Raw genomic sequence first — 25,518 nt, forward strand, 5'->3', positions numbered from 1 at the left:
TTCTACAAAGATTGTAAAATTTTTGGTTTAGAAAAGGCAGTTATTGGTTTGATCTCGCCTTTATATTTTTCAAGATCCGCTAGTATCGTATGTCCGCAGTTGCTTTGAGCGATACTAGATGTGCCTTTGTCGCGTGTTAGGACATTGATGCAGCCATGCTTACAAAGGCTTCTTTCTCCAAGCACTTCAGGATCATACCATGCACCTTCACAAATAGCGATGACACGCTCTGGGATGATGTCAGTGACAAGCGCTCCTACTAAAATTTCACCCCTATCGTTAAAGACTCTCACTACATCACCAGTTGCGATGCCTTTTTTCTTAGCGTCGTTTGTATTTATTAACATCGGCTCTCTTGCGCTCACTTCAGCGTAGTTTCTAATTATTGAGTTATTTAGCTGAGAGTGCAAGCGGTATCTTGAGTGTGGGGTTGTGATGCTAAATGGATATTTCTTAGCTTTTTCACTACCAAGCCACTCAAACGGCTCGATCCAAGCAAAGTGTGGAGCAAAGTCTTTGTAGCCAAATTTAGCAATAGTTGGAGAGTAAATTTCTATCTTGCCTGATGGCGTACCAAGGCGATTTTTGTGTGGATTTTCTCTAAATGCACTAAGTCTTGTGTAGTATTTTGTCTCTTCATTGTCTTTGTCAAATTTGACATATCCCTCTTTCCAAAACTCATCAAAGTTTGGCATTTTAAGATCTAGTGCCTTGGCTTGCTCCACCGCGTCTGCGTAAAATTCTTTTGCCCAGCCAAGCTCATCTTTACCCTCAGTAAAGACCTCTTCTCTACCCCAGCGTTTGCAAATTTGTGAGCATATCCAGTAGTCGCTTCTACTTTCGCCCATTGGCTCAACTACTGGTTTGTATGCCACGATGTATTCGCTTGATGGGACACTTTGGTTGATGTCATTTCTCTCTACCTCAAGTGCCACTGGTAAGACAATGTCGCTTAGTTTAGCTGTGCTTGTCCAGTATGGCTCAGCGGTTATTACGGTGTCAAATTTACGCCACGCTTTTACGGCATTATTTACGTCCTGATGCCTTGTAAACATCGATCCAGACGCCATGTAAGCCACTCTCATGTGCGGTAGCTTAATCTTTGAGCCATCATAATCTATCTCTTTGCCAGGATTTTGCAAAGCTTCGATTGATCTTGAAGATGGGATGGTTACGTTTTTAAATTTCTTCCACGGAGCACCATCTACATTTTCATATTTCTCGCTTATCCTAGTACTGATACCTTTTAGAGCAGGTGCTATCTTGTCGGTGCTGCCGTTTCCGTAGTAGAGGTTAAACTCAAATCCAAGACCCTCTTTACCGATGTGGCCAAGCATCGCACCAAGTGTTACTATGCCCCAAAATCCCATCTCACCGTGATCTTGTCTTTGAAGAGATCTACCAGCGATAATAGTGCTTGGCTCTTTTGCAAGTACGGTAGCAAATTTTGCAATCTCTTCGGCTTTTACACCACAAATTTTACTAGCCCAGTTTACGTCTTTTACCACTTTGTCGGTCGTACCAAGCAAATAATCTTTAAATTTATTAAAACCAACTGTGTATTTTTTTATAAATTCCTCATCATAGAGTTTGTTTTCATAAAGATAGTGACACATGCCAAGCATCATTGCTACGTCGGTATTTGGACGGACGATGATAGTTTCAGAGTCAAGGTATCTTGTGGTGTCATTTTTGAAGACGCAAACACTATAAGTTTTAATGCCTGCCTCTTTTATCTTTTTAATACCAAGATAACCGTCATGTGTTGGTGGCTGCCATGAAATTTGACCAGTTACAAGCGGGTCAGTACCCCAAAATACGATGTTCTTAGCATTTTTAACCATAGCTTCCCATTTTGTAGGAGCGTCATAAACTGCACTATTTCCAAGGACGTGAGGCATGATGACAAGCCCAGCTCCAGTTGAGTAGTCGCCGCTCTCTTCGACGTATCCGCCAAGCACTTTTAGCATCCTGTGACCAACGGTTCTGCCCCAGCTGATCTTACCGCTGCCGCCCCACCAGTAGCACTCACCGTAGATGCTCTCAGGGCCATATTTGTCAAAATTTTCTTTTAAGGCTTTTGCAGCAAGGTCAAGTGCTGTATCCCAGCTAACACGTACAAATTCTTCCTTGCCACGAAGCTCACTTTTTGCTGCGCCTTTTGCCTTTAAGTAGCTTTTTCTTACGTACGGATAAAGTACGCGACTTTCATTTTGGATGAGATCTGGCAAGCTATTATTCATTGTATTTGGGAATTTATCGCCTTCAAATGGATCAACAGAGACGATTTGATTTGAGTTGGTATTTGCCCAAAATAGACCAAATCTATTTGCTCCAAAAGTTTTCTTTTGGTCAAAAATGGTTTTTGTCACACCTTCAATCTTGTTCGCTTGTGCCGCAGTGGCTGCAAGTGCAGAAAATTTTATAAAATCTCGTCTTTTCATATTTTCTCCCTTATGAAAATTTATTTTACTTTTTTGGCATTGTGTTGTAAGTATTTGAGCACTAAATTTAGGTCAGTTTCGTCTAGTGCTACAAATTTTGCATCGACCATTCCAGCTAAATTTGCTGGCCACTGAGCCGCTGTAAAGCTATTTGGCTCATGAAGTCTATGACAAGCAGAGCAGGTCTCTTCGTAAATTTGTTGTGCTTTTACGTAAAGCTTTTTTGTATCGTCACCAAGTACGTCATTTGGCACTTCGTAAACACCCTCTGCTTGGTACCAAACCTCGCCGTAGTCATCTTCAAGATCTTTTACTTTTTTGAAATTTGCCTCACTCTCGTCATTAAAAGCTACAAAGATTTCTGGATCTTCTATACTTCTTTGAAGTTGGGCTAAGTAATTTGCCGAAACTACGCCACTAACCTTGATCTTGCTCGTTTTATCGCCTTTTTCGACGACTTCAACTGGTGTTAAAACCTCGATCTTTCCGATCATCTTGCCATCTAGCGTTATATTGGCATCTTTTGCGATCACATCGGCGCTAAAAGCAAGACTACATGCTAAGACAGGGGCTAAAAATAGCATTTTCATGTTGCAATCCTTAAAAATAAAATTTAAAAAAATCTTATAACCTAATGGCTTAAAATTACATTGTTATATTTAGTTTTATTTAAGAAAGTTAATATTTACTTTTATTAGAAATAAGATTTAGCAGAAAATTTATCAATTGGTTTTGTCGATTGTTTTTGATAGCTAAAAATATAAGCAAACACAAGCTCTATAAAAATTTTACTTTTGAGTCTAGTGAAGTAAAAACTTTACTTTACTTCACTACTTACCACAAAAAATGTGGTAAGACTTTGATAAACTTAAAAATACAAACTAGTAAACTTCTTACAGTATTCAAAAACATACTAAAAGTTACTACTCTACATTGCTGGCCATGCTAAGACTTTCTAGAGTTTTAACATTTTAAAATTTTTGTCAAAACGCCTTATTGTCAATTTAACAGCTTTGCTTATCGCCTAGCTCGCAAGCCTTTTTTCGCATTTGTTTTGCCTTTTTCGCGTCTTTTTTTACTTGCTCGTATCTGTTTTCGTTGAAATTTCCCTCATACAGCCACGCCGCCCTCTCGCAGCCGCCTACGTAGCCTAGCTTACACGAGCGCTCGTAATACTCCATCATCTCGCCTATATCGCCTCCCGTTCGCTCTATCATCCAGCCCACGTTGTAGCATCCGGGAGCGTATTTTTTGTTGCATAGGGTATTGTTTATCGCAAACGACTGCACCTCGTCGCCCAGCTCTTCTTGCATGAAATTAGCTAGCGCCAAGCAACCGGGCAAATACTCATAAAGGACGCAGCTAGCCTTGTAATACGCGCTAATCTTAGTCTCGCGCTCGCTCTTATCCGCGGCTTTTACTAGGTTATTTTTATAAAGTTCGCCCAGATAAAAGCAGCCCTCGCCGTCTCCTTTGGCGCAGGCTAGGCTAAATAGCCCCTCCGCCGCGCCGTAGTCTTGCTTTAAGTTAGCCGCTATCATACCCGCTTGTACGCACTCTTTGGTGGCGTTTAGGTCTGGATTTTTGCATTTTTTGACCTTTTTTAGCGTATCTGCGGCTAGCAATGGCGAAAGGCCGGGCTCGTTAGAAAATAAATTTATCGCCGCAAATAGTGCGATGATGAAGAATTTCATTCGTATCCTTTTTAAAAAATTACCTAATCCCTCGCTTTAGCGATGCAAGCGGCGACGGCCTGCATCAAAGCGCCGCGAAATCCGCCTTTTTCAAGCGCGGTAAGTCCTTCGATCGTGGTTCCCGCCGGCGAGCAGACCTCGTCTTTTAGCGCGGCCGGGTGCTTGCCGCTTTGGATCAGACGCGCCGTCCCTTCCACGGATGCGCAGACGGCGTCGTAGCAAAGCCGCCTAGGTAGTCCGCCCCGCACGCCGGCATCCGCCGCAGCCTCGATAAAAGCGCACGCATACGCCAGCAAGCTTCCCGCGATGCCCGTAAATGCGGCAAACCTGGCCTCGTCTATCTCGTAAATTTTGCCTATTTTTGCGATTATCTCGCGCACAGTCTCTTTCTTGGCCTCGCTAAATCCAGCGTCAAAGCAAAGAGCCGTGGCCGACGCGCCAATGCAAGCTGCTATATTTGGCATCGCGCGAGCGATATAAACGCCCTCGCCTACGATTTGCCTAGCGCGTTTTATGTCAAAATTCGGCGCCAAAAGAAGCAAAATTTTGCCCGCAAGATCAGGCGCAATCAGGCGCAAGATAGCCTCGTAGCTAGCGGGCTTAGTAGCCAGCACGACCGCATCCGCTTCGCACGCTAGATCCGTTTCGCTCGCGGCTATTTTTATGCCAAATCTTTGCCGCAAGGCTTCGTTTTTACTTCTGGCGCAGGCTATGATTTCAAATTTTGCCTTTTTTTCGCATTTGCGCGGTCTCGGGGTTTTGTCCGTTTGCGCTAAATTTTCCGCCCTGTGTGCCTCGCTACCGCCGCTAGATTTCCGCTCGTCCTCGGCCGAGCTTCGCCCCGCGTCCGCTTCGTTAGATTGCGCGTGCCAAAGCGCCTCTATCATTGCGCCGCCCATATTTCCGCCGCCGATGAAGCCGATTTTTACGCTTTTCATTTCGCCGACTTTTTTAGAGTGCCGATTTTGACCGCCTTGCCCGCGACCGCGTCACGTACCGCCGCACTATCCGCCCAGATCGCGCCCGTGACCTGCCCCGGCGCCAAGGTATAAACGCCGCCCGTCTGCGCCTCGTCGCTAGCCTTAAATTCGTTGCCCACGACCAGCTCATAGACGTCCTTCGTGTCGTTTTCAAATTTGATCGCCGCTTTTAGCGTCGGCTCCATTTTCTGCTTCGCTGCGCCCGCGTACTGCTCGAGCATGTTTTTACTAAGCTTGCCGTAGACGTCGCCGTCTTGGCTTAGATATATCCGTACGGCACGCTTATCCGAGTTTTTGCCACCCTTTTCGCCCTTGCCGACGCTAACGCTCATCTCATAGGCGGTTTCTCCCGTCGGGAAGTCCTTAAATTTAGCGTCCGGGACAAAAACCCGCACATTATCCGTTACTGTTTTCGTAACGTGCGTCTGCGGCGTTATATCCGTTAGCACGATCGTGGATTTCACGTCCGAGCTTTTATCCGAAATAAGCATGGAGATCGGCACGCGAGTAAGCAGCGTCGTCTCGTAGCAGCCGCTAAAAATAAACGCGGCGGCGAGAGTGAAGATAAATTTTAGTTTTTTCATCGGTTTCCTTTAAATTTTCGCCGATTCTAGCATAAACTAAGCATTTTTGTATTGATTACATTAAAAGCAAAAATAGAAAAGTAAGTATGGTATTTTAAAGCATAAATAGTTTTAAGGTTGATAAATTTTAATCGTCTTAAACAAAGCCAACTTAAATAAATAATGCAAAAAAGTATGAGAAATTTATGTAAATTTTTTGCTGTTTTTAGAGTTTAATTATTAGCCCCTTTACAAAGGGGCTAGATGATAAATTTTGATTAGAGTTTTGCTTTTCTTTTGCGTTCTGTTGGATCTAAATAGCGCTTGCGAACGCGAATATTTATAGGCGTAACCTCGACTAGCTCGTCATCTTCTATCCACTCTAGCGCGCGCTCAAGGCTTAGCTTTCTAGGTGGCACAAGCTTGATCGCATCGTCGCTACCGCTAGCACGCACGTTTGTTAGGTTTTTGCCCTTGATAGGATTTACGTCAAGGTCGTTTGGACGGCTGTGCTCGCCGATGATCATACCCACATAGACTTTTGCTTGTGGATCAAGAAATAGCACGCCACGATCTTGTAAGTTAAATAGCGAATAAGCAAGCGTTACGCCGTTTTCCATAGAAACTAGCGCGCCGTTTGTTCTGTGCTCGACGGCGCCACTTAGTGGTCTAAACTCCAAAAAGCTGTGGTTCATAACGCCCTCGCCTTTTGTATCAGTCAAAAACTGGCTTCTAAAGCCGATAAGTCCGCGCGCTGGGATCTCAAACTCGATCCTTGTTTGGCCGTCGCCTGTTGGGTTCATAGAGACCATTTCAGCCTTTCTTTTGCCTAGTTTTTCTATGACTGTGCCTGTCGTATCATCAGGCGCATCGATCACTAAAAGCTCGTATGGCTCGCATTTTACGCCGTTTATCTCTTTTACAATAACCTCAGGTCTGCCAAGTAAAAACTCATAGCCCTCACGGCGCATATTTTCAGCCAAAATAGTAATCTGAAGCTCACCACGGCCACTTACTTTAAATTTACCCTCGCCGATGTTTTCGTATTTCATCGCGATATTTGTCTTCATCTCGTTTGCAAGGCGTTCATCGATCTTATTTGATGTGACGTGTTTGCCCTCAGTGCCTGCTAATGGGCCGTCATTTACAGAAAATACAACGCTAAGTGTCGGCTCTTCGATGTGGAGAGGATCAAGCGGATGAGGATTGTTTGGATCAACGACGCTATCGCCAACGTCAAGCGCATCAAAGCCAGCGATCGCTACGATGTCGCCAGTACCAGCTTCGTTAATATCGGTTCTTTCAAGACCCATAAAGCCAATTAACTTTGAAATTCTACCAGTTGTCTTTGTACCATCAGCCTTTGCGAGCATGACATTTTGATTTTTTGATATCTTACCGTTAAAAATTCTTGCAATACCGATCTTGCCGACGTAGTTATCATAATCAAGCGTGAAAACTTGAAGCTGAAGTGGGTTCTCGTCGCTGCCGCTTGGAGCTGGTACGTGAGCTAGGATAGTCTCAAAAAGTGGCTGCATATTTACATTTTCATCGCTTAGTTTTAGCTTTGCGTAGCCATTTTTAGCAGCGGCATAAACGACTGGAAATTCTAGCTGCTCATCATTTGCGTCAAGTGCGACAAAAAGGTCAAAAATTTCATTTATAACGCGGTCTGGATCGCCTGCTGGCTTATCGATCTTATTTACGACAACGATTGGGCGAAGTCCTAGTGAGAGTGCCTTTTTGACGACGAATTTAGTTTGCGGCATAACGCCCTCTTGCGCATCGACAAGTAGCAAAACGCCATCAACCATCTTAAGAACACGCTCTACCTCACCACCAAAGTCGGCGTGGCCTGGGGTGTCAATGATGTTGATCTTTGTATCTTTGTAGCGAATAGCAGTATTTTTAGAAAGAATCGTGATGCCACGCTCTCTTTCGATGTCGTTACTATCCATTACACGCTCGCCAAGGTTTTGATGCTCGTTAAATGTTCCTGACTGTTTCAAAAGCTCATCAACCATTGTTGTTTTACCGTGGTCGACGTGTGCGATAACGGCTATATTTCGTATCTTTTCCAAATTTTTCTCCGTTTATTAGTTTGCTATTTTTCGTTTGTCAGTTTTAAAATAGGGGCAGATTATAGCCAAATTTTTATAAATTTTAAGCTGATATCAAGAAATTAATTTTTGGAATAGATTTTGCATGCTTGACATTAAGTTTAAAAATTTGAAAGGTTTAAATGCAAGCTTATACAGCGAAAAATAACGTAGATTTGCTGGCTCCTGCTGGAGGTAAAAAGCACTCTGTTTCTAAAAAATCTCAAAACAACGGCGAATTTTTGTCGATGGTTTTAGATGCAGCTGCGAGTAAGGCAAATAGCGGCCAAAAAATCACTGAAAAAGATGTTAAAGAGATAGTAAAAACGGTTACCACTCAAAAAGAGACACTGCAAAAAGTACAAAGCGAAAGCGTGGCAAAAATTTCAACTGCACTTGAAGAAAATTTGGACGAAAATACAAAAAATGAGCTCTATGAAAATGCAAATTTCATGCAGCTTTTACAAGTTTTAGAAATTCTAAATGGCAATGAAAAGGTAAGTAAATTTCCAAATTTCAGCGACAAAATAGCAAATTTCTTAAGTGTGCCCCAAAACGTCGAAGAGCTTAGCAACGTTAAAAGCGTTAGCGATCTTATCGACCTTGCTAAGAAATTTGACCTTGGCCTTGAAAATATAGAAATTTCAAATGAAGATGTGCCAAAACTAAACGAGATGTTTAAAAATTTAGGCAAGCAAGAATTTTTCACACCTATAAAAACTGAAGAGAAGCCTTTTTACCTAAAAGAGCTAAAAAATGAGGTCGAGCAAACCATTATCAAAAATAAACCAAAAGAGGTCGTAAAGCTTGATACTTTGTTAAAAGAGGTAGTGGCAAATCCAACTAATGAAGCTAAAAATTTAGTGAAAGAAGAGCCTAAAAAGCTAGATAGTGAAGTAAAGCTTGATGATGAGATAATGGATGTTGAGCCAGAGGAGCAGCCTAAAGTAAAGGTAAATTTACACGAGCAAAAGGCGCAAAAAGCTCCAACTCTTGAGTCGCTACTCTTCCCTGAAAGAGAACAGCAAAAAAATGAGAATTTAGAGAGCAAAGAGACATTTAGTAGTGATAATAAATCAGAGCTAAATCAAATGATAAAAGATATCGCTAGTAGCGCCAAACACCAGCTTCAAACAAAGGCTGAGATAAAAGAGACACTTAGTAACTTCTCTTCTACATTAAAAGAGCAGGTGCAAAATTACAAAGCTCCGATCACTCGTTTTAACATAACGCTTAATCCACTAAATTTAGGCGAGGTTGAGATCACTATGGTAAATCGTGGCAACAACTTGCATGTAAATTTTAACTCAACCACGGCTACGATGAATCTCTTTTTGCAAAATCAAGCCGAGTTTAAAAATAGCCTTGTAAATATGGGATTTACCGAGCTTGAGATGAATTTCTCAGATCAAAATCAAAGACAAGATAAAAAAGAACAAGCAAAGAATAAATATAGCTCAAATCAAAGCGATGAGAGCGAAAACGCTCAAGCGGAACAAAGCTTGCTTGAGCTAGTAATACCAAGATATATTTAGGAGAGATTATGGCTTCAGTTTCAGATATAACTACACAAACAACTCAACAAAAAAACGCCGAGAAAAAGGCAAAAGCAAAGCAAGATGCAGCAGCTGGCACAGGAACTAACCCAAATGCGCAGCTAGATAAAGATGCATTTATGAAGCTACTTTTAACAGAGCTTCAGTATCAAGATCCAACAAGCCCTATGGATACTGAAAAGATGCTTACGCAAACTAGCCAGCTAGCTTCACTAGAGATGCAACAAAATACAAACTCAGCTATGAAAGAGCTTGTAAATCAATTAAAATCAAATGCAAATGCCTACGCCATATCAGCTCTTGGCAAAATGGTCTCAACTGGTTCAAACTCAGTTTTACTAACAGATGAGCAAAAAACTGTAAATTTTGCACTTTATTTTAAATCAGATCTTGCAAATGGTAAGCTCGAAATTAAAAATGCAAATGGAGAGGTCGTTCGTTCAATTGATATAAAAGATCTAAAATCAGGAGTCCGCAGAATATCTTGGGATGGTAAAGATGATTCTGGAAAACAATTACCAAACGGCGCATATACAGTTTCTGTTAATTACACTGGAAAAGATGGTAATTCATACAAGACTCAAGTAGGTAGCTATCCGGTTGAGGCAGTAAAATTTGTAGACGGCAAAGCCATGATAAAAATCGCAGGCGAATATGTCCCAATGGATAAAATATCTGAATTTTACGAAGGATAAAAGCCATGATGAGAGGTTTTTACAACGGAATTAGTGGCATCAAAACACAAAGCTTTGGCATGGATGTTTGGGCAAATAATATCTCAAATATCAACAACGTAGGTTTTAAAGCTTCAATCCCTGAGTTTAAAAATTTAATCAATCAACATATGGCTTCTGCTGGAAGTGGTCCAACTAACAATCAAGTAGGTCTTGGAGCTACAAAACAAACGACAGCTTTAAAAATGGCAAATGGTAGTTTTCAAAATACCGATAATAACTTCGACCTAGCCATAGGCGGTAAAGGCTTTTTTGGTGTCGTTGATAAAAATGGTAAAAACTACTACACAAGAACAGGTAGCTTCGATATAGATGGGGCTGGAAATTTAGTAGATAATAAAGGCAACTTGCTTCTTGGTACATTAACAAGTTTTACTCCAGTCACCCCAAGTGCTAATGCTCTTAGAAAATATGGTCAAACAAAAGGTACCACGCAGGCATTTACTGCAAAAGAAGAGGATCTAAAACTAGGCGATACTGGCTCACAAAAAGGCATAAATTTACCTCATTTTTTATATATGCCAGCCAAGCAAACAAAAAATATAAATTTAAAAGGTAACCTAGACTCAAGCCTTATAACAGATAAGCGAACAACAGCCATTGATGCGGCAAATTTTAACTATACACTTGATAATACAAACAAAACTATCTCACTAAATGGACAAATCCCACTAAGTCAGACGAACTTTGGTACAAAAGCAGGTGACAGCGTGGTAGTAAAAGTAAAAGACGGTGATGGTAAATTTAGTGAGTTTTCGACTACACTAGAGAGCGATGGCAGCTGGCATATAAACAATAAAAGCCTAAAATTTATGGATTTTGCTAGCTTAGATGTAAAAGCCGAAGTTACATCACTAGTTGAAGTAGCTAATAAAGAAAAACTAAGCTCAGAGATATATAACAGTGATGGTACAAAGAGCTTAGTAACTATAAATTTTACAAAGCAAATCCCTCAAGGTGGCAATCAAACTACATGGAATGCCATAGCTACGATAACTGATGCTAATGGTGTTGTGCAAAATACAGCTATGGGAATACTTACTTTTGATGGTAGTGGCAGACTTGTTACAAATACATTAACAAGCGTTGGAAACGTGGCTTTAAATTTTCTTGGCGATGGAGATGCGAATGTCTATAATGGTATAACAAGCTCAGCCAATTCAAAAAAAGACTTTGTCATAAAAGCAGATGGCTATGCCGAGGGAAATCTCACAAAATATAGCGTCGATGACCGTGGTAATATCATGGCAAATTTTGACAATTCTCGTTCATTTATAGTTGCAAAAATAGCTCTATATCACTTCCAAAATGAGCAAGGCGTATCAAAAGTGGGCGATAATCTCTATGAAGCAACTCCAAATTCAGGTGAAGCATTTTTTTATAAAAATAAAGCTGGTGAGACCATTTATGGCTCACAAATTCTTGCAAATAAACTTGAAATGAGTAATGTCGATCTTGGTCAAGCGCTAAGTGAGGTTATAGTCACGCAAAAGGCTTATGAGGCTAGTGCAAAAAGTATCACAACAAGTGATGAGATGATCCAAACTGCTATTCAGATGAAGAAATAATTTTTATGCTAGTTGATGATTAAAAATTTAAAATGAATGATAATCTTAAGAATAGAGTTTAACTTCGTTTATTAAAAACTCATAAACTCTTTGCTGAACTAAAATTTCTTCCTCGCAGCCACTCATCAATCGACGAAGGTGAGAAAAATCTATCTTTTTGGCGTATCTTTTGTGATCTTTTAGATCTTTATCAATACTTAAAAGTAGTGCATCAAGTGTGATCCTATCGTTTCTTTTAACTCTTGCTACATACTCTTTAACAGTTTGGATCAAAAAGTCTTTTCTGGTTTGGTCATTTTCATAAATTTCATTTGTAATGTCATTTAAAACAAAAAAATCATCTTCGTCTGGGTCAAATTTAGCAGAGATCATAGCGGCAAAAATTTTGGCACGAAACTCTAAAGATTTGTGATGATAGATAAAAAAATCTCTAAAAGCTGATAAAAAACGAAGTTTAAACTTTCCAGACATTACTCTACTTTTTATGAAATTTTGGCTGATTATATACTTTTAAAGCTAAATTTTTAAAAATGTAACTATAAAACTAAATTTAAGTATAGTTTTTGTATGATTGCGAAGCTCCTTCTTAGACCTGTGCAATGCTTTTTATGAGCACCGCTTCAGGGTGGGAACACAGCAGAGCACTTGTATTAAGTGTGTGCCGCAGTTATCTGAGAGGGGGTCTTTCTAAACCAAAATGCTCATTAAAATCATCGCAAATTTCTAAAAAATCCACTCCATCGATCTTAGGTTTTTCGCTAAAAAATTTATACATATTATTAAAGCCGTCAGTTAGCTCTTTTGACTTGACGCCGTAGCTTATGGAAATTCCAGCTTCGATGTAGGCTGAGAGCTTGTCGCAGTATTTTAGCGCTTTGCCGTCGATCGGGTTAAATTTATCCTCATTTACGTTTTCCATAGTCCCTTCGTGGCAGATGATTTTACGCTCATAAGTTCTATTTTCAAACTCATCTTTTATAAATTTCTCACCATCTTTTCTGATGCCAAGGATGTAGCTAAACTCATCTTTGATCTTTTCGGGTACAAATGGCAAAATCCTCTCATCAATAAGCCTCATCTCATACTCGCTGATGATCTCATTTAGCCCCTTTACGCCGTATTTTACAGGGCTTATTATATCTCTTGTAAGACTCTCTGGCAGGTCGTGAAATAGTGCACAAAAGAAGTTATTTTCTAGGCGTTTTTTGCAAGCTTTTGCTTTGAGTGAATAAAAATAGCTAAGTATTGCAACTACTAGCATATGCCCTAAGACTGCAGTTTCAGGGATACGAGGCGTTTGTGCCCAGCGCTTTTGAAACCTTAGCCTGCCACTTAGATCAACAAGGCGGGCTAATTTTTGATTCATAGCGATCTTTCTAACGCCAATTAGCTCATAATAATCCTCCATCTCCTCTTCAACCTTAGCTTTAAGCTCATCGATGTCGCTTAAAAACTGGCTCGTTTGATAGACGATTGAAAATTCCCACCTCGTGGCAAGATAGCTGGCTGCTTTTAGAATGAGACGCTCTTTTTCATGCTTTTTATTACTTTTAAAATAACTTTTAAATCTCTCTAAAAACTCCCCATCTTCAATATCTGAAATAAGGCTATCAAGATTACTTAAAACCCAGCTATTTATCTGCTCTTTTTTTGTCTTTTGTATGTGATGAAAGACGTCTGGACGTATGTCTGTGACTACGACCCTACTTAAAAACTCAAAAATTCCAGCCTCAATGATATAGTTCATATCGGCGTCTTGTTCTTGTTTTGCTATGAAATAAGCGATGATAAATTTATGAGCCTGCTTATCAAGCTCGACTAAATTTGCCATCTTTGGATAGTCGTTCCAACGTGATATAGATGCTGCTTTAAAGATATGTTCTATAAGCTTAGCACTTATCATTATTTATCCTTTTTGACTACTTTTGGCTTCTTATCATCGGCGTAGCTTATTTTTCTAAAGCCCTCTTTGTTTGAGCTTCTTCTTGGTTTGTCATCTTTTTTAAATTTATCATCTTTGCTACCTCTGCTACCAGTGCCTCTACTGCTACCACGATCGCTTGTGCTACGTCTTTCGCGTGGAGCTCTGTCACTAAAGCTACTTCTCTCTCTAGTTCTTGGAGTAAATTCTTTCTCTTCAACTGGCTTTTTCACTACTAGATCAGAGCTGATCTCGATAACTGTATGGACATTTCCACGTGGGTTAAAGTCGCCAACTATCTTCATAAATTTTGGCTCTAGTTTTTTCTCTAAAACAGAGTAAATTTCATTTATACTATCTTCGTGGCTGATGTTGCGGTTCATAAAGCTATTTATATAAAGCTTTATCGCTTTTAGCTCTACAACTAGCTTGTTTGGGATATACTCAAGGTATATTGTCGCAAAGTCAGGATAACCAGAGCGAGGGCAAAGGCAGCAAAACTCAGGCAGAGTGATCTTTATGACATAGTCCCTTGTTTGCTTATTTTCCCAGACCTCAAGGTCACTCTCTACGTCAAATTCTTTCAAAATTTTCTCACCATACTTCATCTCTAGCTCTTCGCTCATTTTTTATCCTTTATTTTTTTGCTAATTAGATCAAATTTAAATTTGATCACCTTTTAAATATCTAAGTGTTTAACGTCTTTTGCGTGGTCTTGGATGTAGTTTCTTCTTGGCTCGACCTCATCGCCCATAAAGAGATTAAACGTGTCAGAAGCACTTATAGCGTCGTTTATATCGATCTTTAAAAGTCTTCTATTCTCAGGGTTCATAGTTGTCTCCCAAAGCTGCTCAGGATTCATCTCACCAAGACCTTTATAGCGCTGGATATATGCACCTTTTTTCGCATTTTTTTCTACTTCATCAAGCACGTCTATAACGTCACTATGCAAGTCTAGGCCACGCTCTTTTATCTTTTGGCTGATATAAAGTGCCTCTTCGTAAAGTGGATTTGTAAATAAATTTTCATTTACCACAAGCTCTTCTAGGCCGCTTTCAGTTTGCACATAAATTCTAACCTCATCTTCGCTAACGTAGTGGTTTAGGATGTTGTGACCCTCAGCTTTTAAGAAGTCTCTTAAAATTTCAAAAATTTCATTGTAGCTTTTTGAGACGATGTCTGGATTTTCTATCATATAGCGGATCGCTGAAAGGACGTTAAAGCGTTTTTCAAGCTCTTTTAAGACGCTTCTATAAGCTGCAACGATCTTTAAGAAATCAATTAGATCCGCACTTCCGATACCCTCTATATCAACTCCCTCGATGCCAGTTTCGATAAGAAATTCGTTTAGTGCCTTTTCATCTTTTAGATAAATTTCCTTCTTACCTTTTTTATAGCGGTAAAGTGGCGGCTGAGCTAGGTAAATGTGGCCGTTTTCTACAACTTTATTTAAAAATCTAAAGAAGAAAGTTAAAAGCAGCGTCTGGATATGGCTACCATCGACATCGGCGTCGGTCATGATGATGATCTTATGATATCTAAGCTTATCAGCGTCAAATTCATCTCCAATACCGCAGCCTAGCGCTGTTATCATATTTTTTATCTCATCAGATTTTAAAATTTTATCCAGTCTTGCCTTTTCAACGTTTAGAATTTTACCTTTAAGTGGCAATATCGCTTGAAAAACTCTATCACGTCCCTGCTTTGCAGAACCGCCCGCAGAGTCGCCCTCCACTAGATATAGCTCGCTAATTACTGGATCTTTGCTTTGACAATCAGCTAGTTTGCCAGGTAGTGTGCCTACGCTCATGCTCTCTTTTTTGCGAGTTAGATCCCTTGCTTTTTTAGCGGCTTCTCTACCACGAGCTGCCATTAGAGCTTTATCCATTATCGCTCTTGCTTCGATAGGATTTTCTTCAAAATACTTTGTAAGCACGTCAAAAACCATCTTTTGAACGATAGGTTTTACGTAGCTTGAGCCTAGTTTGCCCTTTGTTTGTCCCTCAAACTGCGGCTCTGGCACTTTTACACTAACAACTGCGATAAGTCCCTCGCGGATATCTTCACCAGTTATCTTTGTATCTTTTTCACGTGCAGCAGCATTTGCTTGAACGTAGTTTGTGATAACTCTTGTAAGACCCGCTCTAAAGCCAGCCTCGTGAGTACCGCCGTCTGGAGTTTTGATGTTATTTACAAAACTTAGTAAATTTTCACTATAAGTATCGTTATAAAGCAGCGCAAAATCAACCATAACGTCATCTTCGCCGCCGCTAAATGAGACAGCTTTGCTAACAGGATTTGCCTTGTTCATATCAGTTACAAAGCTCTCAAGTCCACCCTCAAAATGAAAACTCTCACTTCTGCCATTTCTTTGATCTTTGAAATTTATAGTTATCTTTGGATTTAGATAGGCTAGCTCACGAAATCTTTTTACTAAAATTTCATCATCAAATTCAGTCACTTCAAATATGCTATCATCTGGCCAAAACTCAACTTGCGTACCTGTTCGGTTTGTAGTTTTTATAACTTCAAGATCACTTTGTGGGATACCTTTTGCAAATTCTTGTCTATGAAGTTTACCATCACGTTTAATATTTACGACTAGTTTTTTAGAAAGAGCATTTACAACAGATACACCAACACCGTGAAGACCGCCAGAGACCTTATATGTATCCTTATCAAATTTACCACCAGCGTGAAGCACTGTCAAAACAACAGTCGCAGCTGAAATTTTTTCAGTCGGGTGCATATCTACTGGGATACCACGGCCATTATCACTAATGATCGCCGAGCCCTCGCGTGTAAGCTCAACGTCTATCGTATCGCAGTATCCTGCCATCGCTTCGTCGATAGAGTTATCAACGACTTCGTATATCATATGGTGAAGACCACTTATGTTAGTATCACCTATATACATGCCTGGGCGTTTTCTAACTGCCTCAAGTCCTTTTAGTACTTTAATATTTTCTGCGCCGTAATTATTTTCCATAACCTAGACCTTATATTATAAATTTATTGGCATTATCACTGTTGTTAGCTCCTTTGAACTTACAACAAATGCCAACGAGCTTTCATTAAAACCAAGCTCAAAATTTTCATCTTCGATACTAGTTAAGAAATCAAGCAAGTATCTATTTTTTATGCCTATAAAGAATTCATCTTCTAAGCCAGTTTGATAATCAATCATAGTTTTTGCTTCAGAGTTATCTTCTATAACACTTTCAAATGTTATATTGTCTTTTGAAAAAGTTATTTTCATTGTATCACTTAGCATTGAGATAGTTTTTATACCCTCTATCATTTTATCTCTACTTAGCTGAAGTCTTTTTCTTACCTCTTTTGGTATAACACGCTCATAGTCTGGAAATTTACCATTTATAAGTTTTGTGAAAAACTCAAAATTTTGGCTTTGAGCGATTAAGATATTCTCATCATAGTAAATTTCTATCTTGTCAAAAAATAGTTTTTGTATTTCATTGATAGCTTTTTTAGGGATTATAAGTGAAAATTCTTTTTCAGTTGGTGTTTGAAATTTAAATACACTAAGTCTTCTTGTGTCAGTGCCGACTATATTTATAAAGTCTTGTTTAATATCAAGGAATGCACCATTTAGTTCAAATTTTGGGTTATTACTATCAATACTTGGTAAAATTTTCTTTAAACTTCTTCCTAACATAACAGCATCAACATCAAATTTTGATTTACCCTCAATCGTTGGAAATTCTGGAAAATCTTCAAATTTATACATTGGAAGTTTGTATTTTGAGTTTTTTTGTTTTATATAAAGATAGTTATTTACAGTTTCCAACATCACTTCTTCGTCTTTTAGACTTTTTATAATGTCAAGTAGTTTTTTACCATTTGCAGTTGCATAACCTTGATCAACAATTTTTACATTACTTAACTTATATGCTAATCCTATCTCATGATCAGTTGCTTTTATATTTAAAACCCCATCTTTTGCTGAGATATAAATGTGAGAAGTTATAGCACTAAGATCTCTTTTTTCAAGATATGGGTTTGTATTTGTTACTATGCTTTCAAGCATATTTTTGTTTATTAAAACTTTCATTAAAAACTTCCTTCTATTTTTAAATTTAATTTTTTGTTTTAGTAGGTGATGTTAAAAAGTGAAAAGTGCTTTTCAACACCGAAATACAGCTATTTGAAATGTGAAAAATTATATTTTCTTTTTCACATTTATTCACAAATTTCATATTGTATTTTATCCTTTTGTCAAAATTTTGTTTTTTAATTCAGTAACTTTTAGACTAAAAATTTCATTAGTTTGTATTAGTTCATTTATCTTTTTAATATTATGGCTAACTGCACTGTGATCTTTCATACCAAAATAGTTTGCAATTTGTGGCATTGAGTTTGTTGTAAGCATCTTTGCAAGATATATGATGATTCGTCTTGCTTCTACAATATTTGTAACTCTTGATTTGCTTTTTATATCACTTTGTTTGATATTTAGCTCTTTACTAACTATTTCAACGATAGTATCAAAATTTATATTTTCACGTTTTTCTTTAATTAAATCTTTTAATATACTTTTTGCAAGATCAAGTGTAATCTCTTCTTTCATAAGAGTTTTAAATACGTTTAAATTTATGATAGCTCCTTCTATCTCACGGATATTATCTCCCATATTTGTAGCTATGTAGTTTATGACCTCTTTATTTAGATCGATTTTATCAAATTCGCATTTTTTGATGATGATAGCTATCTTTGTATCAAGTTCAGGCGGCGTAATATCAGCCATAAAAGCCTTATCAAATCTTGAAATCATCCTATCCTCAAAGCCTTTTAGTGTCTTTGGAGGTCGATCTGAAGTCATAACTATTTGACCATTTTTTGCTAAAAGTTCATTGTATGTGTTGAAAAATTCCTCTTGGATTTTATCAGTTTTACCAAGAAACTGCACATCGTCTATTAGTAAAACATCGCAGTTTCTATATTTTTCACGAAATTTTGGCATTGAGTGGTTATTTATATGACTGGTAAAATCTATCATAAATTGTTCGCTAGTTACGCAAATAACGGTTTTTCCTTTATTTAGGCAGTGATTTCCGACTGACTGGAGTAAGTGAGTCTTGCCAAGTCCCGTCGTGCCATAGATAAAAAGTGGATTATAAAGTACGCCAGGTTTTTCAGCGGCTGCTTTTGCGCTTAAAAATGCGTATTGATTTGAAGCACCACAGACAAAATTTTCAAATGTGTAGCTTGGATTTAAAATGCTACTTTGTGTTTTTATCTGCTTAACATTTATTTGATTTTGTTTTGATACCTTACTACTTTTAGTAGATGAAATTTCTATATTTGGTTTTATGCCTGTTCTAACTTCATATAGGTGAGCGATTTTATCAGCGTATCTTGTATTTATAAATTTAGCCATTAACTCATTTGGTGCAGTAAATACGATAATATGATCGTCTGAAGCCTTTTCGTTAAATTTTAATTGCTTGATATAACTTTGGTATTCTTCAGGTGAAATTTGTGTTGAAAGATTTTCTAAAATTTCGTCTGCTATCAAATTTTTATGCCTTAAATTTTGAGAATTTTTATAGTGATACTATCTTAATTTTAATAAAACCTTTGTTAAACTCCGACAAACTTTTTCACATCGTGAAAAAGTCGTGAAAAAGTATTGAAAAGATAGTGATGAAAATTTTAGGAATCGACCCAGGTACGAAGAATTGTGGTTATGCAATACTTGAAAAAAATAAATTTAAAACTACTCTTCTTGAAGCAGGACTCATAAAAATAAAACCAAACACACTTCAGTATCAGATTACCGAGCTTTGCGAGGGGCTTGATCTCATCTTTAAAAATCATAAATTTGACGAGGTCGCGATCGAAGATATATTTTTTGCCTACAACCCAAAAACGGTTTTAAAGCTCGCTCAGTTTCGAGGAGCACTTAGCCTTAAAATTTTACAGCTTCATGGTGATTTTGCCGAGTATACGCCACTTCAGGTGAAAAAAACTGTCACTGGCAAGGCCAAAGCTGATAAAGAGCAAGTAGCGTTTATGGTGAAGAAAATTTTAGGTATAAATAAAGAGATAAAACCGCTCGATATCACCGATGCGATCGCGATCGCGCTAACTCACGCAAATAATTTAAAAATAAGCTAAATTTTGATAGGAAAAAGATGGCAATAGTAAAAGCATTACTAATTGGTGAGGTGAAAAATTATGGCTCGCAAAGTGCTACTAATAAGCTAAATACACCATGGAGCTCAGCTATTTTTAAAGTAGTTCAAAATGGCGAAATTTTTGCAAATGAGCTTGGCTTTAAGGGTGATAGTGTCGCTGATACAAAACACCATGGTGGCCCTGAAAAGGCAGTTTTTGCAAATTCATTTGCAAATTACGCTGATTGGGAGAGTTTTTTAGGATTAAAAAATATGGCTTATGGAGCTATGGGGGAGAATTTATGTGTTGATGGGCTTGATGAGAGCTGCGTTTATGTGGGTGATATCCATAAGATTGGCTCGCTTGTGCTTCAAGTCTCGCAGCCTAGAAAACCATGCTTTAAGCTCTCAAAAAGATGGGGCAATGAAAATATGGCTACTCACATCTTTGAAACTGGCTTAACTGGCTGGTACTACCGCGTAATAACACCAGGATCTTGCAAAGTGGGCGACGTGATAGAAGTTATAGAAAAAGATCCAGTTCATATGAGCATTTTAGAAGTAAATAGACTTTTTTGCGCTCCAAGTAAAAATTTAAATTTACTAGAGAAATTTAATTCTCTTACCACTCTTCCAAAAAGTTGGTATGGTGACATGGAAAGACGTATTCAAGGTATTTATAGTACGGAATATATGAGAAATTTATAATAGTAAGTAAAAGTTTTGTTATTTTAATACTCACAAACATTCAGATATTACAAGGTTTATCTGAAATTTTGTATGAGCCTTTAAATTTTAAACATTTTTTACGCTAGAATTACCAAAAATTTAAAGGAGAAGATATGCCATTACTTGATAGTTTTTGTGTAGATCATGTAAAAATGCAAGCCCCAGGAGTAAGACTAGCAAAAAGTATGAAAACTCCAAAAGGCGATGATATCAGTGTTTTTGACTTGAGATTTTGCAAGCCAAATGAAGAAATTTTGCCAGAAAAAGGTACTCATACATTAGAACACCTCTTTGCTGGCTTTATGAGAAACCATCTAAATGGTAACGGCGTAGAGATCATCGACATCTCACCGATGGGCTGTAGAACTGGCTTTTATATGAGCGTGATCGGTACGCCTAGCGAAGAAGCCGTAAAAAAGGCATGGTTAGCCTCTATGAAAGATATTTTAGAAGTCAAAGACCAAGATAAAATCCCAGAGCTAAATAAATTTCAATGCGGTACTTACAAGATGCACTCACTTGATGAAGCACACGCCATAGCAAAGAAAATTCTTGATCTTGGCTTAGTCATCATAAATAACGATGAGATCAAGCTCGACGTTGATGCTATGGGACTAAAAAAGCACTGATTTGAAGCCAGTAAAACAAGAAAATCAAGCCTATCTAAAAGAGCAAATTTTAACCTATCTTGGTAACAAACGCTCTCTTTTAGGCTTTATAGATCTAGGCATAAAATACGCAAAAGACGAGCTTAAAAAAGAAAAACTTAGCTGCTGCGACCTCTTTAGCGGAAGTGGCGTGGTGGCTAGGTTTTTAAAGCAAAATAGCGAATTTCTAGTTGCAAATGACTTGGAACTTTACAGCTTTATCACAAACTCATGCTACCTGCAAAACGCCACAAATGATCTAAAAAATGAGATAAATTTTTGGCAAAAAAAGCTTAAGAAAGAGATAGAAAACAACCTAATACCTGGCTTTATTACAAGACTTTATTCGCCACAAGATGATAAAAATATTACCGAGGGCGAGAGAGTTTTTTATACTAGAAAAAATGCCATTTTTATTGATACTACAAGAAAACTTATAGACGAGTTAGTGCCAGCTGAAATGAGGAAATTTTTCATAGCTCCACTTCTTTATAATGCAAGCGTGCATGCAAATACAAGTGGAATTTTTAAAGGTTTTCATAAAAATAAAGAGGGCATTGGCCAGTTTGGTGGCAGGGGACAAAATGCCATATCAAGGATAACTTCCGATATAAATTTGACTAAGCCAATTTTTTCAAATTTTAGTGTGCCATTTGAGGTCTATCAAAAGGACGCAAATTTACTCGCAAAAGAGCTTGACGACCTTGATCTAGTCTATCTTGATCCGCCATATAACCAGCATCCATACGGCTCAAACTACTTCATGCTAAATCTCATCGCAAGCAACACTGAACCAAGTAAAATTTCAAAAGTTTCAGGCATCGCAAAAGACTGGAACAGATCAGTTTTTAATAAAAAATCGTCAGCAAGTGAGGCATTTTTCGAGTTGATAGCAAATTTAAAGGCAAAATTTGTACTCATTTCGTTTAACTCAGAGGGTTTTATCAACCAAGATGAATTTGATCAAAACCTAAATAAAATGGGCAAAGTTCAACTATTGCGCCAAAAGTATAACGCCTACCGTGGCAGCAGAAATTTAAAAGCTAGAAACATCCACGTAGACGAGCTTCTTTACGTTTTAAAAAAGTAAATTTAGCGCTCATTTCATCACTTCTAAATCACAAACCGCACTAACGTAAATGTTAGTTTTGCTCATCTTCTGGCAAGCATTTTTCAAAGATAAATTTATGCTCATCAGGCAAGGCATCATAGATGGCATTTGCTAAATTTCTTATCTCCCAAAGGGCTGATTTTGAGCTTCTTAAAGAGATGAAATTTTGCAAGCTTCTAGCATTTATGCTCCATGTAAGCTCGGTTTTGTAGCACTCTGGCAGGCAGTATTTTACGATGTCAAGGCTTTTTGTAGTTGAGGCTAAAATTTCACGTAAATTTTCAAGTGCTTTTATACTTGCGTTATCGACTAGTTCGTCATTTGTTAGTACGATAAATTTAGCCGCACGCTCAAATTGCCCTACTTCAAATTTTTCCTCTTTTTTTAGCTCTTTTAGTGTGTAGCGAGTTGATTTGACGCTTAGACTTGCCAAACGGTGACGAGCTAGCTCTTGAAGTAGCGCACGAGAGATACCTTGGATGTAGAAGTTATAGTATAGGTGCTCTAAGGTCGAGGCATGCTTAAATTTATTGCCTACTCTATCTATTAGCTCAACATCTTTTTCGCCGCCGTTATCGCCTTTGTCAAAGCTTTGCCAGCATGTGCGAATAGCGTGAGAGCAAATATTTAGTGGAGTGTGATTTAGTAGTGTTACTTGCATTTTTTCTCTTTTGTAAAATTTTTTAACATTTTACAAAAATAAGGCTGATTTTATTTGTAAATTTAAAGCGTAAATTTTAAAGGGAGACAAATGCTCCCTTTTGTAAAAGTCTTAGTTATTATTGTTTTAATTGAAGAAGCGTATTTAGCATCTCATCGCTTGTTGTGATCGTTTTTGAGTTTGCTTGGAAACCTCTTTGGATTACGATAAGATCTGTTAGCGCACGGCTTAGATCGACGTTACTAGCTTCAAGTTTTGAAGCCGCGATCGTTCCCTTATCGCCTGTGCCAGCTGCACCGATAACTGCTTCGCCTGAGTTTGCGGTTTGTGAAAAGACATTTCCGCCCTCGCTTTGAAGACCTTCGTTATTTGTAAAGGTAGCAAGTGCTACTTTAGCTAGGCCAAAGCTTTGACCATTTGAAAATGAGCCTATTATCGTTCCAGTCTCATCTATTTTTATGCCATTTAGAGTGCCGCCTGTGTAGCCATCTTGCGAGATTGACTCAGTTGATGAGTCTTTATCAAAGCTTGTTAAGCCATTAAAGTCAGTTCCAAGACCAAAATTTAAGCTAATGTTTTGACCACTTTGTGAGCCGTTGTTGGCTGAAAATGTTATCGTTGCTGGGTGAAAACTTGCAAGTGAGCCATTTGCGTTAAATCTAGCTGTTCCAGTTATAACGTTATCTGGACCTTCGCCTGTGTAGTTTATCTTAGCTGGCTCTGGTACTTGTATAACCATGCTCCACTCAGTTCCTCCATCTGTTGTAGTGCCCGTTTTTGTCCATTTGATACTAACTGTGTGTTTTGAGCCAAGTGAGTCAAAAATTTCTGCCGTTGAGCCGTGGCTTGACATCATCATCTTTCCACTTGCTCTTAAAGCTTGGCCCGGACTTAGTGCGCCATCAAGTGCTTTCATAATAGTTGTAAGTCTAACATTTTCATTTACAGCTGAATTATTTGTACCTTGAGCTGGCTTTGTAAGACCAGTTGTTGTCATATAAAGTGCATGATCTGCTACTTCATTTGATGGATTTTCTAGTTGAAATTGACCTAGTTTATTTACAGTGATCTTTGTACCATCATTTAAATCATCAGCAAGTTTTTTAAGTGCTGCGATACCAGCTGCGTGCTTGTCATCTGGAGTACCAGCTGCAGCGTTATAAGCATTATTATAAGCTGTTTGGCATGTTGTATCAGCTATAGCTGCTCCACCAGTACCCGGAGTTGTATTATGAGCTTCTGTTGCTTTTTTTATAGCATTAGGTACAGCTGAGTTTACTCTTATTTGACCGTCGCCATTATAGTCAACGTAACTTCTTGCATCTTTTTGCATAGCAGCACGAAGATCTTCTGTTGTAGTTACTTGCCTTTCTTTCGCATCATTGTATTCGTGAACTGCTGTTGTTTGCGAGCTCGTATAGACATATTGATAAGCTGTAATAATATCTCGATTTTTTAAACCGCCATTTGCCACTCCCATTGCTGTCGTTGCTGCTACTAATTCATCACCAGTATTGACAGTTAAGTGAATATTTTTTGTCTCTTTTGTAGTACCTGAATTATTTCTATTTATAAGTGTTAGTTTATTACCTTCTGAAATTTCAGCTCTAACACCAGTTTTATTGTACTGAGCATTGATAGCAGCAGCAACATCACTTATGTTTGTTACATCTCCGGTTATATTTACACCATTTAATGTTATATTTAATTTTTTTGCAGTTCCATTAGTAAGTGAACCAACATTATTTGGTGATCCACTACCTATAGTAAATTTTTCAGTTTTAGCATTTGCATAGCTCACCCAGATACCTTGTCCATCTCTTAAAGCAAGACCATTTCCAAGCTCATCAAATGTAACACCTAGATCTACACCACGCTCTGTTAAGCTTTGTTCTTTTCTTGAGTTTGTATAAAACTGATCATTATTTACATCATTTTCGTTATGGACTTCGTTTGGATCTAAAATTCCGTCATTGTTATAGTCACGTCCGCCAGCAACAGAGTCTAGTGAATAAATAGGCGTGCTTCTTTGTCCTATGGTATTGCCTGAGTCAAGGTTACCTTTTATCTTTACTTCTGTTGTCGCTCTTGCTGGAGTGGTAAGACCCTCTTTGATCACAATATTTTTTATCGGTCCAGTTGAGTCGATAGTGCCAGTCTCTTCATCTCTTGTCCAGCCTTGAACGATATAACCACTATTGTTTACAAAATTTCCAGCTTTATCACGGACAAAGTCACCATTTCTTGTATAGTATCTTGTTGTTCCACCATCTGGAGATACGACAAAGAAACCATTTCCTTGAAGTGCAAGGTCTGTTTGCTTATCAGTAGATGTTAGTGTGCCTTGTGAGAAAATTCTTGTAGTTGAGTTTATAGTCGTTCCTAGACCTATTTGCATAGCATTTTGACCGCCTAGCTGACCTTGTGGAGCAGTAGCGACTCTTGGAGTTTGGCTTAGTATATCAGCAAAATTTGCACGGTTGTATTTATAACCATAAGTATTAACGTTTGCGATATTGTTGCCTTCTACGTCCATGGCTATCTGGTGGGCTTGTAGGCCTGAAACACCAGACCAAAGTGATCTCATCATTGACTTATCCTTTTTGCATTTTAAATTTTTATATTTTTCAAAAGCAAAAGATGTTCCAAAAATTTATATTGATAAAAAGTAGAA

At 38.2% G+C, this 25,518-nt stretch carries 20 protein-coding genes, 1 other RNA gene and 1 pseudogene; 8 read left to right on the top strand and 14 right to left on the bottom strand.

The genetic code is table 11. The features are described 5' to 3' along the window. Positions 1-2: 2 nt before the first annotated feature. The 6 genes from CYP43_RS00700 to typA form a co-directional block, all read right to left on the bottom strand. Positions 3-2,444 carry a molybdopterin-dependent oxidoreductase gene (locus CYP43_RS00700; RefSeq protein ID WP_103582129.1) on the bottom strand — a complete coding sequence of 814 codons (2,442 nt, stop codon included), beginning with the start codon at positions 2,442-2,444 and terminating at the stop codon, positions 3-5. 20 nt (positions 2,445-2,464) lie between these two features. Next, positions 2,465-3,034 carry a hypothetical protein gene (locus tag CYP43_RS00705; RefSeq protein ID WP_103582130.1) on the bottom strand — a complete coding sequence of 190 codons (570 nt, stop codon included), beginning with the start codon at positions 3,032-3,034 and terminating at the stop codon, positions 2,465-2,467. Positions 3,035-3,448: 414 nt separating this feature from the next. Then, a complete protein-coding gene (locus CYP43_RS00710) occupies positions 3,449-4,138 on the bottom strand; it encodes a tetratricopeptide repeat protein (protein ID WP_103582131.1) in 690 nt (229 codons plus the stop codon). A gap of 23 nt (positions 4,139-4,161) precedes the next feature. Next, a complete protein-coding gene (gene proC / locus CYP43_RS00715) occupies positions 4,162-5,076 on the bottom strand; it encodes a pyrroline-5-carboxylate reductase (RefSeq protein ID WP_103582132.1) in 915 nt (304 codons plus the stop codon). Further along, entirely contained in the window at positions 5,073-5,702 is a 630-nt protein-coding gene (locus CYP43_RS00720; protein WP_103582133.1) for a hypothetical protein, read from the bottom strand. Before CYP43_RS00720 ends, proC begins: the two co-directional genes overlap by 4 nt. Positions 5,703-5,959: 257 nt before the next feature. After that, a complete protein-coding gene (gene typA / locus CYP43_RS00725) occupies positions 5,960-7,762 on the bottom strand; it encodes a translational GTPase TypA (RefSeq protein WP_103582134.1) in 1,803 nt (600 codons plus the stop codon). A gap of 1,166 nt (positions 7,763-8,928) precedes the next feature. On the opposite strand from typA, the pseudogene CYP43_RS09830 reads away from it, so the two are divergent. The 3 genes and pseudogenes from CYP43_RS09830 to CYP43_RS00740 form a co-directional block, all read left to right on the top strand. Further along, positions 8,929-9,315 (top strand): annotated as a pseudogene (locus CYP43_RS09830) (flagellar hook-length control protein FliK); the annotation flags it as partial. An 8-nt stretch (positions 9,316-9,323) separates the two neighbouring features. Further along, positions 9,324-10,031 (top strand): flagellar basal body rod modification protein, encoded by a 708-nt coding sequence (locus CYP43_RS00735; RefSeq protein WP_021090228.1) that lies wholly within the window; start codon positions 9,324-9,326, stop codon positions 10,029-10,031. A gap of 5 nt (positions 10,032-10,036) precedes the next feature. After that, positions 10,037-11,638, top strand: a complete 1,602-nt coding sequence (locus CYP43_RS00740; RefSeq protein WP_180998616.1) for a flagellar hook protein FlgE — start codon at positions 10,037-10,039, stop codon at positions 11,636-11,638. Positions 11,639-11,683: 45 nt separating this feature from the next. Here the strand turns inward: CYP43_RS00740 and CYP43_RS00745 are convergent, their stop codons facing one another. Then, positions 11,684-12,109: a hypothetical protein gene (locus CYP43_RS00745; RefSeq protein WP_072595304.1), complete on the bottom strand. Its 426-nt coding sequence runs from the start codon at positions 12,107-12,109 to the stop codon at positions 11,684-11,686. Between the two features lie 112 nt (positions 12,110-12,221). Here CYP43_RS00745 and ffs point away from each other — a divergent pair. Then, an RNA gene (ffs, locus tag CYP43_RS00750) (signal recognition particle sRNA small type) lies at positions 12,222-12,319 on the top strand. On the opposite strand, the gene CYP43_RS00755 is transcribed toward ffs, so the two are convergent. The 5 genes from CYP43_RS00755 to dnaA all read right to left on the bottom strand — a co-directional run bounded on the left by CYP43_RS00755 (position 12,306) and on the right by dnaA (position 19,095). Beyond that, positions 12,306-13,541, bottom strand: coding sequence for an HD domain-containing protein (locus CYP43_RS00755; RefSeq protein WP_103582136.1), 1,236 nt, complete (start codon positions 13,539-13,541; stop codon positions 12,306-12,308). The genes ffs and CYP43_RS00755 overlap by 14 nt on opposite strands. Next, entirely contained in the window at positions 13,541-14,185 is a 645-nt protein-coding gene (gene queF / locus CYP43_RS00760) for a preQ(1) synthase (protein ID WP_258032111.1), read from the bottom strand. Before queF ends, CYP43_RS00755 begins: the two co-directional genes overlap by 1 nt. A gap of 53 nt (positions 14,186-14,238) precedes the next feature. Continuing rightward, positions 14,239-16,548, bottom strand: a complete 2,310-nt coding sequence (gene gyrB, locus CYP43_RS00765; protein WP_103582137.1) for a DNA topoisomerase (ATP-hydrolyzing) subunit B — start codon at positions 16,546-16,548, stop codon at positions 14,239-14,241. Between the two features lie 15 nt (positions 16,549-16,563). Continuing rightward, positions 16,564-17,631, bottom strand: coding sequence for a DNA polymerase III subunit beta (dnaN, locus tag CYP43_RS00770; protein WP_103582138.1), 1,068 nt, complete (start codon positions 17,629-17,631; stop codon positions 16,564-16,566). Positions 17,632-17,784: 153 nt separating this feature from the next. Continuing rightward, entirely contained in the window at positions 17,785-19,095 is a 1,311-nt protein-coding gene (gene dnaA / locus CYP43_RS00775) for a chromosomal replication initiator protein DnaA (protein ID WP_054195855.1), read from the bottom strand. Between the two features lie 122 nt (positions 19,096-19,217). Here dnaA and ruvC point away from each other — a divergent pair, with 122 nt between their 5' ends. The 4 genes from ruvC to CYP43_RS00795 all read left to right on the top strand — a co-directional run bounded on the left by ruvC (position 19,218) and on the right by CYP43_RS00795 (position 22,162). Then, a complete protein-coding gene (gene ruvC, locus CYP43_RS00780) occupies positions 19,218-19,697 on the top strand; it encodes a crossover junction endodeoxyribonuclease RuvC (RefSeq protein ID WP_180998622.1) in 480 nt (159 codons plus the stop codon). A gap of 17 nt (positions 19,698-19,714) precedes the next feature. After that, positions 19,715-20,404: an MOSC domain-containing protein gene (locus tag CYP43_RS00785; protein ID WP_103582140.1), complete on the top strand. Its 690-nt coding sequence runs from the start codon at positions 19,715-19,717 to the stop codon at positions 20,402-20,404. Positions 20,405-20,538: 134 nt separating this feature from the next. Beyond that, on the top strand, positions 20,539-21,054 hold the full coding sequence (luxS, locus tag CYP43_RS00790) for an S-ribosylhomocysteine lyase (RefSeq protein ID WP_072595298.1): 516 nt from the start codon (positions 20,539-20,541) through the stop codon (positions 21,052-21,054). A gap of 1 nt (position 21,055) precedes the next feature. Beyond that, a complete protein-coding gene (locus CYP43_RS00795; RefSeq protein WP_103582141.1) occupies positions 21,056-22,162 on the top strand; it encodes a DNA adenine methylase in 1,107 nt (368 codons plus the stop codon). Positions 22,163-22,214: 52 nt separating this feature from the next. Here the strand turns inward: CYP43_RS00795 and thyX are convergent, their stop codons facing one another. Further along, positions 22,215-22,844: an FAD-dependent thymidylate synthase gene (gene thyX, locus CYP43_RS00800; protein ID WP_103582142.1), complete on the bottom strand. Its 630-nt coding sequence runs from the start codon at positions 22,842-22,844 to the stop codon at positions 22,215-22,217. Between the two features lie 118 nt (positions 22,845-22,962). Next, positions 22,963-25,434 (bottom strand): flagellar hook protein FlgE, encoded by a 2,472-nt coding sequence (flgE, locus tag CYP43_RS00805; RefSeq protein ID WP_103582143.1) that lies wholly within the window; start codon positions 25,432-25,434, stop codon positions 22,963-22,965. Between the last annotated feature and the right edge of the window lie 84 nt (positions 25,435-25,518).

The organism is Campylobacter concisus, assembly GCF_002913045.1.
Lineage (GTDB): Bacteria > Campylobacterota > Campylobacteria > Campylobacterales > Campylobacteraceae > Campylobacter_A > Campylobacter_A concisus_AP.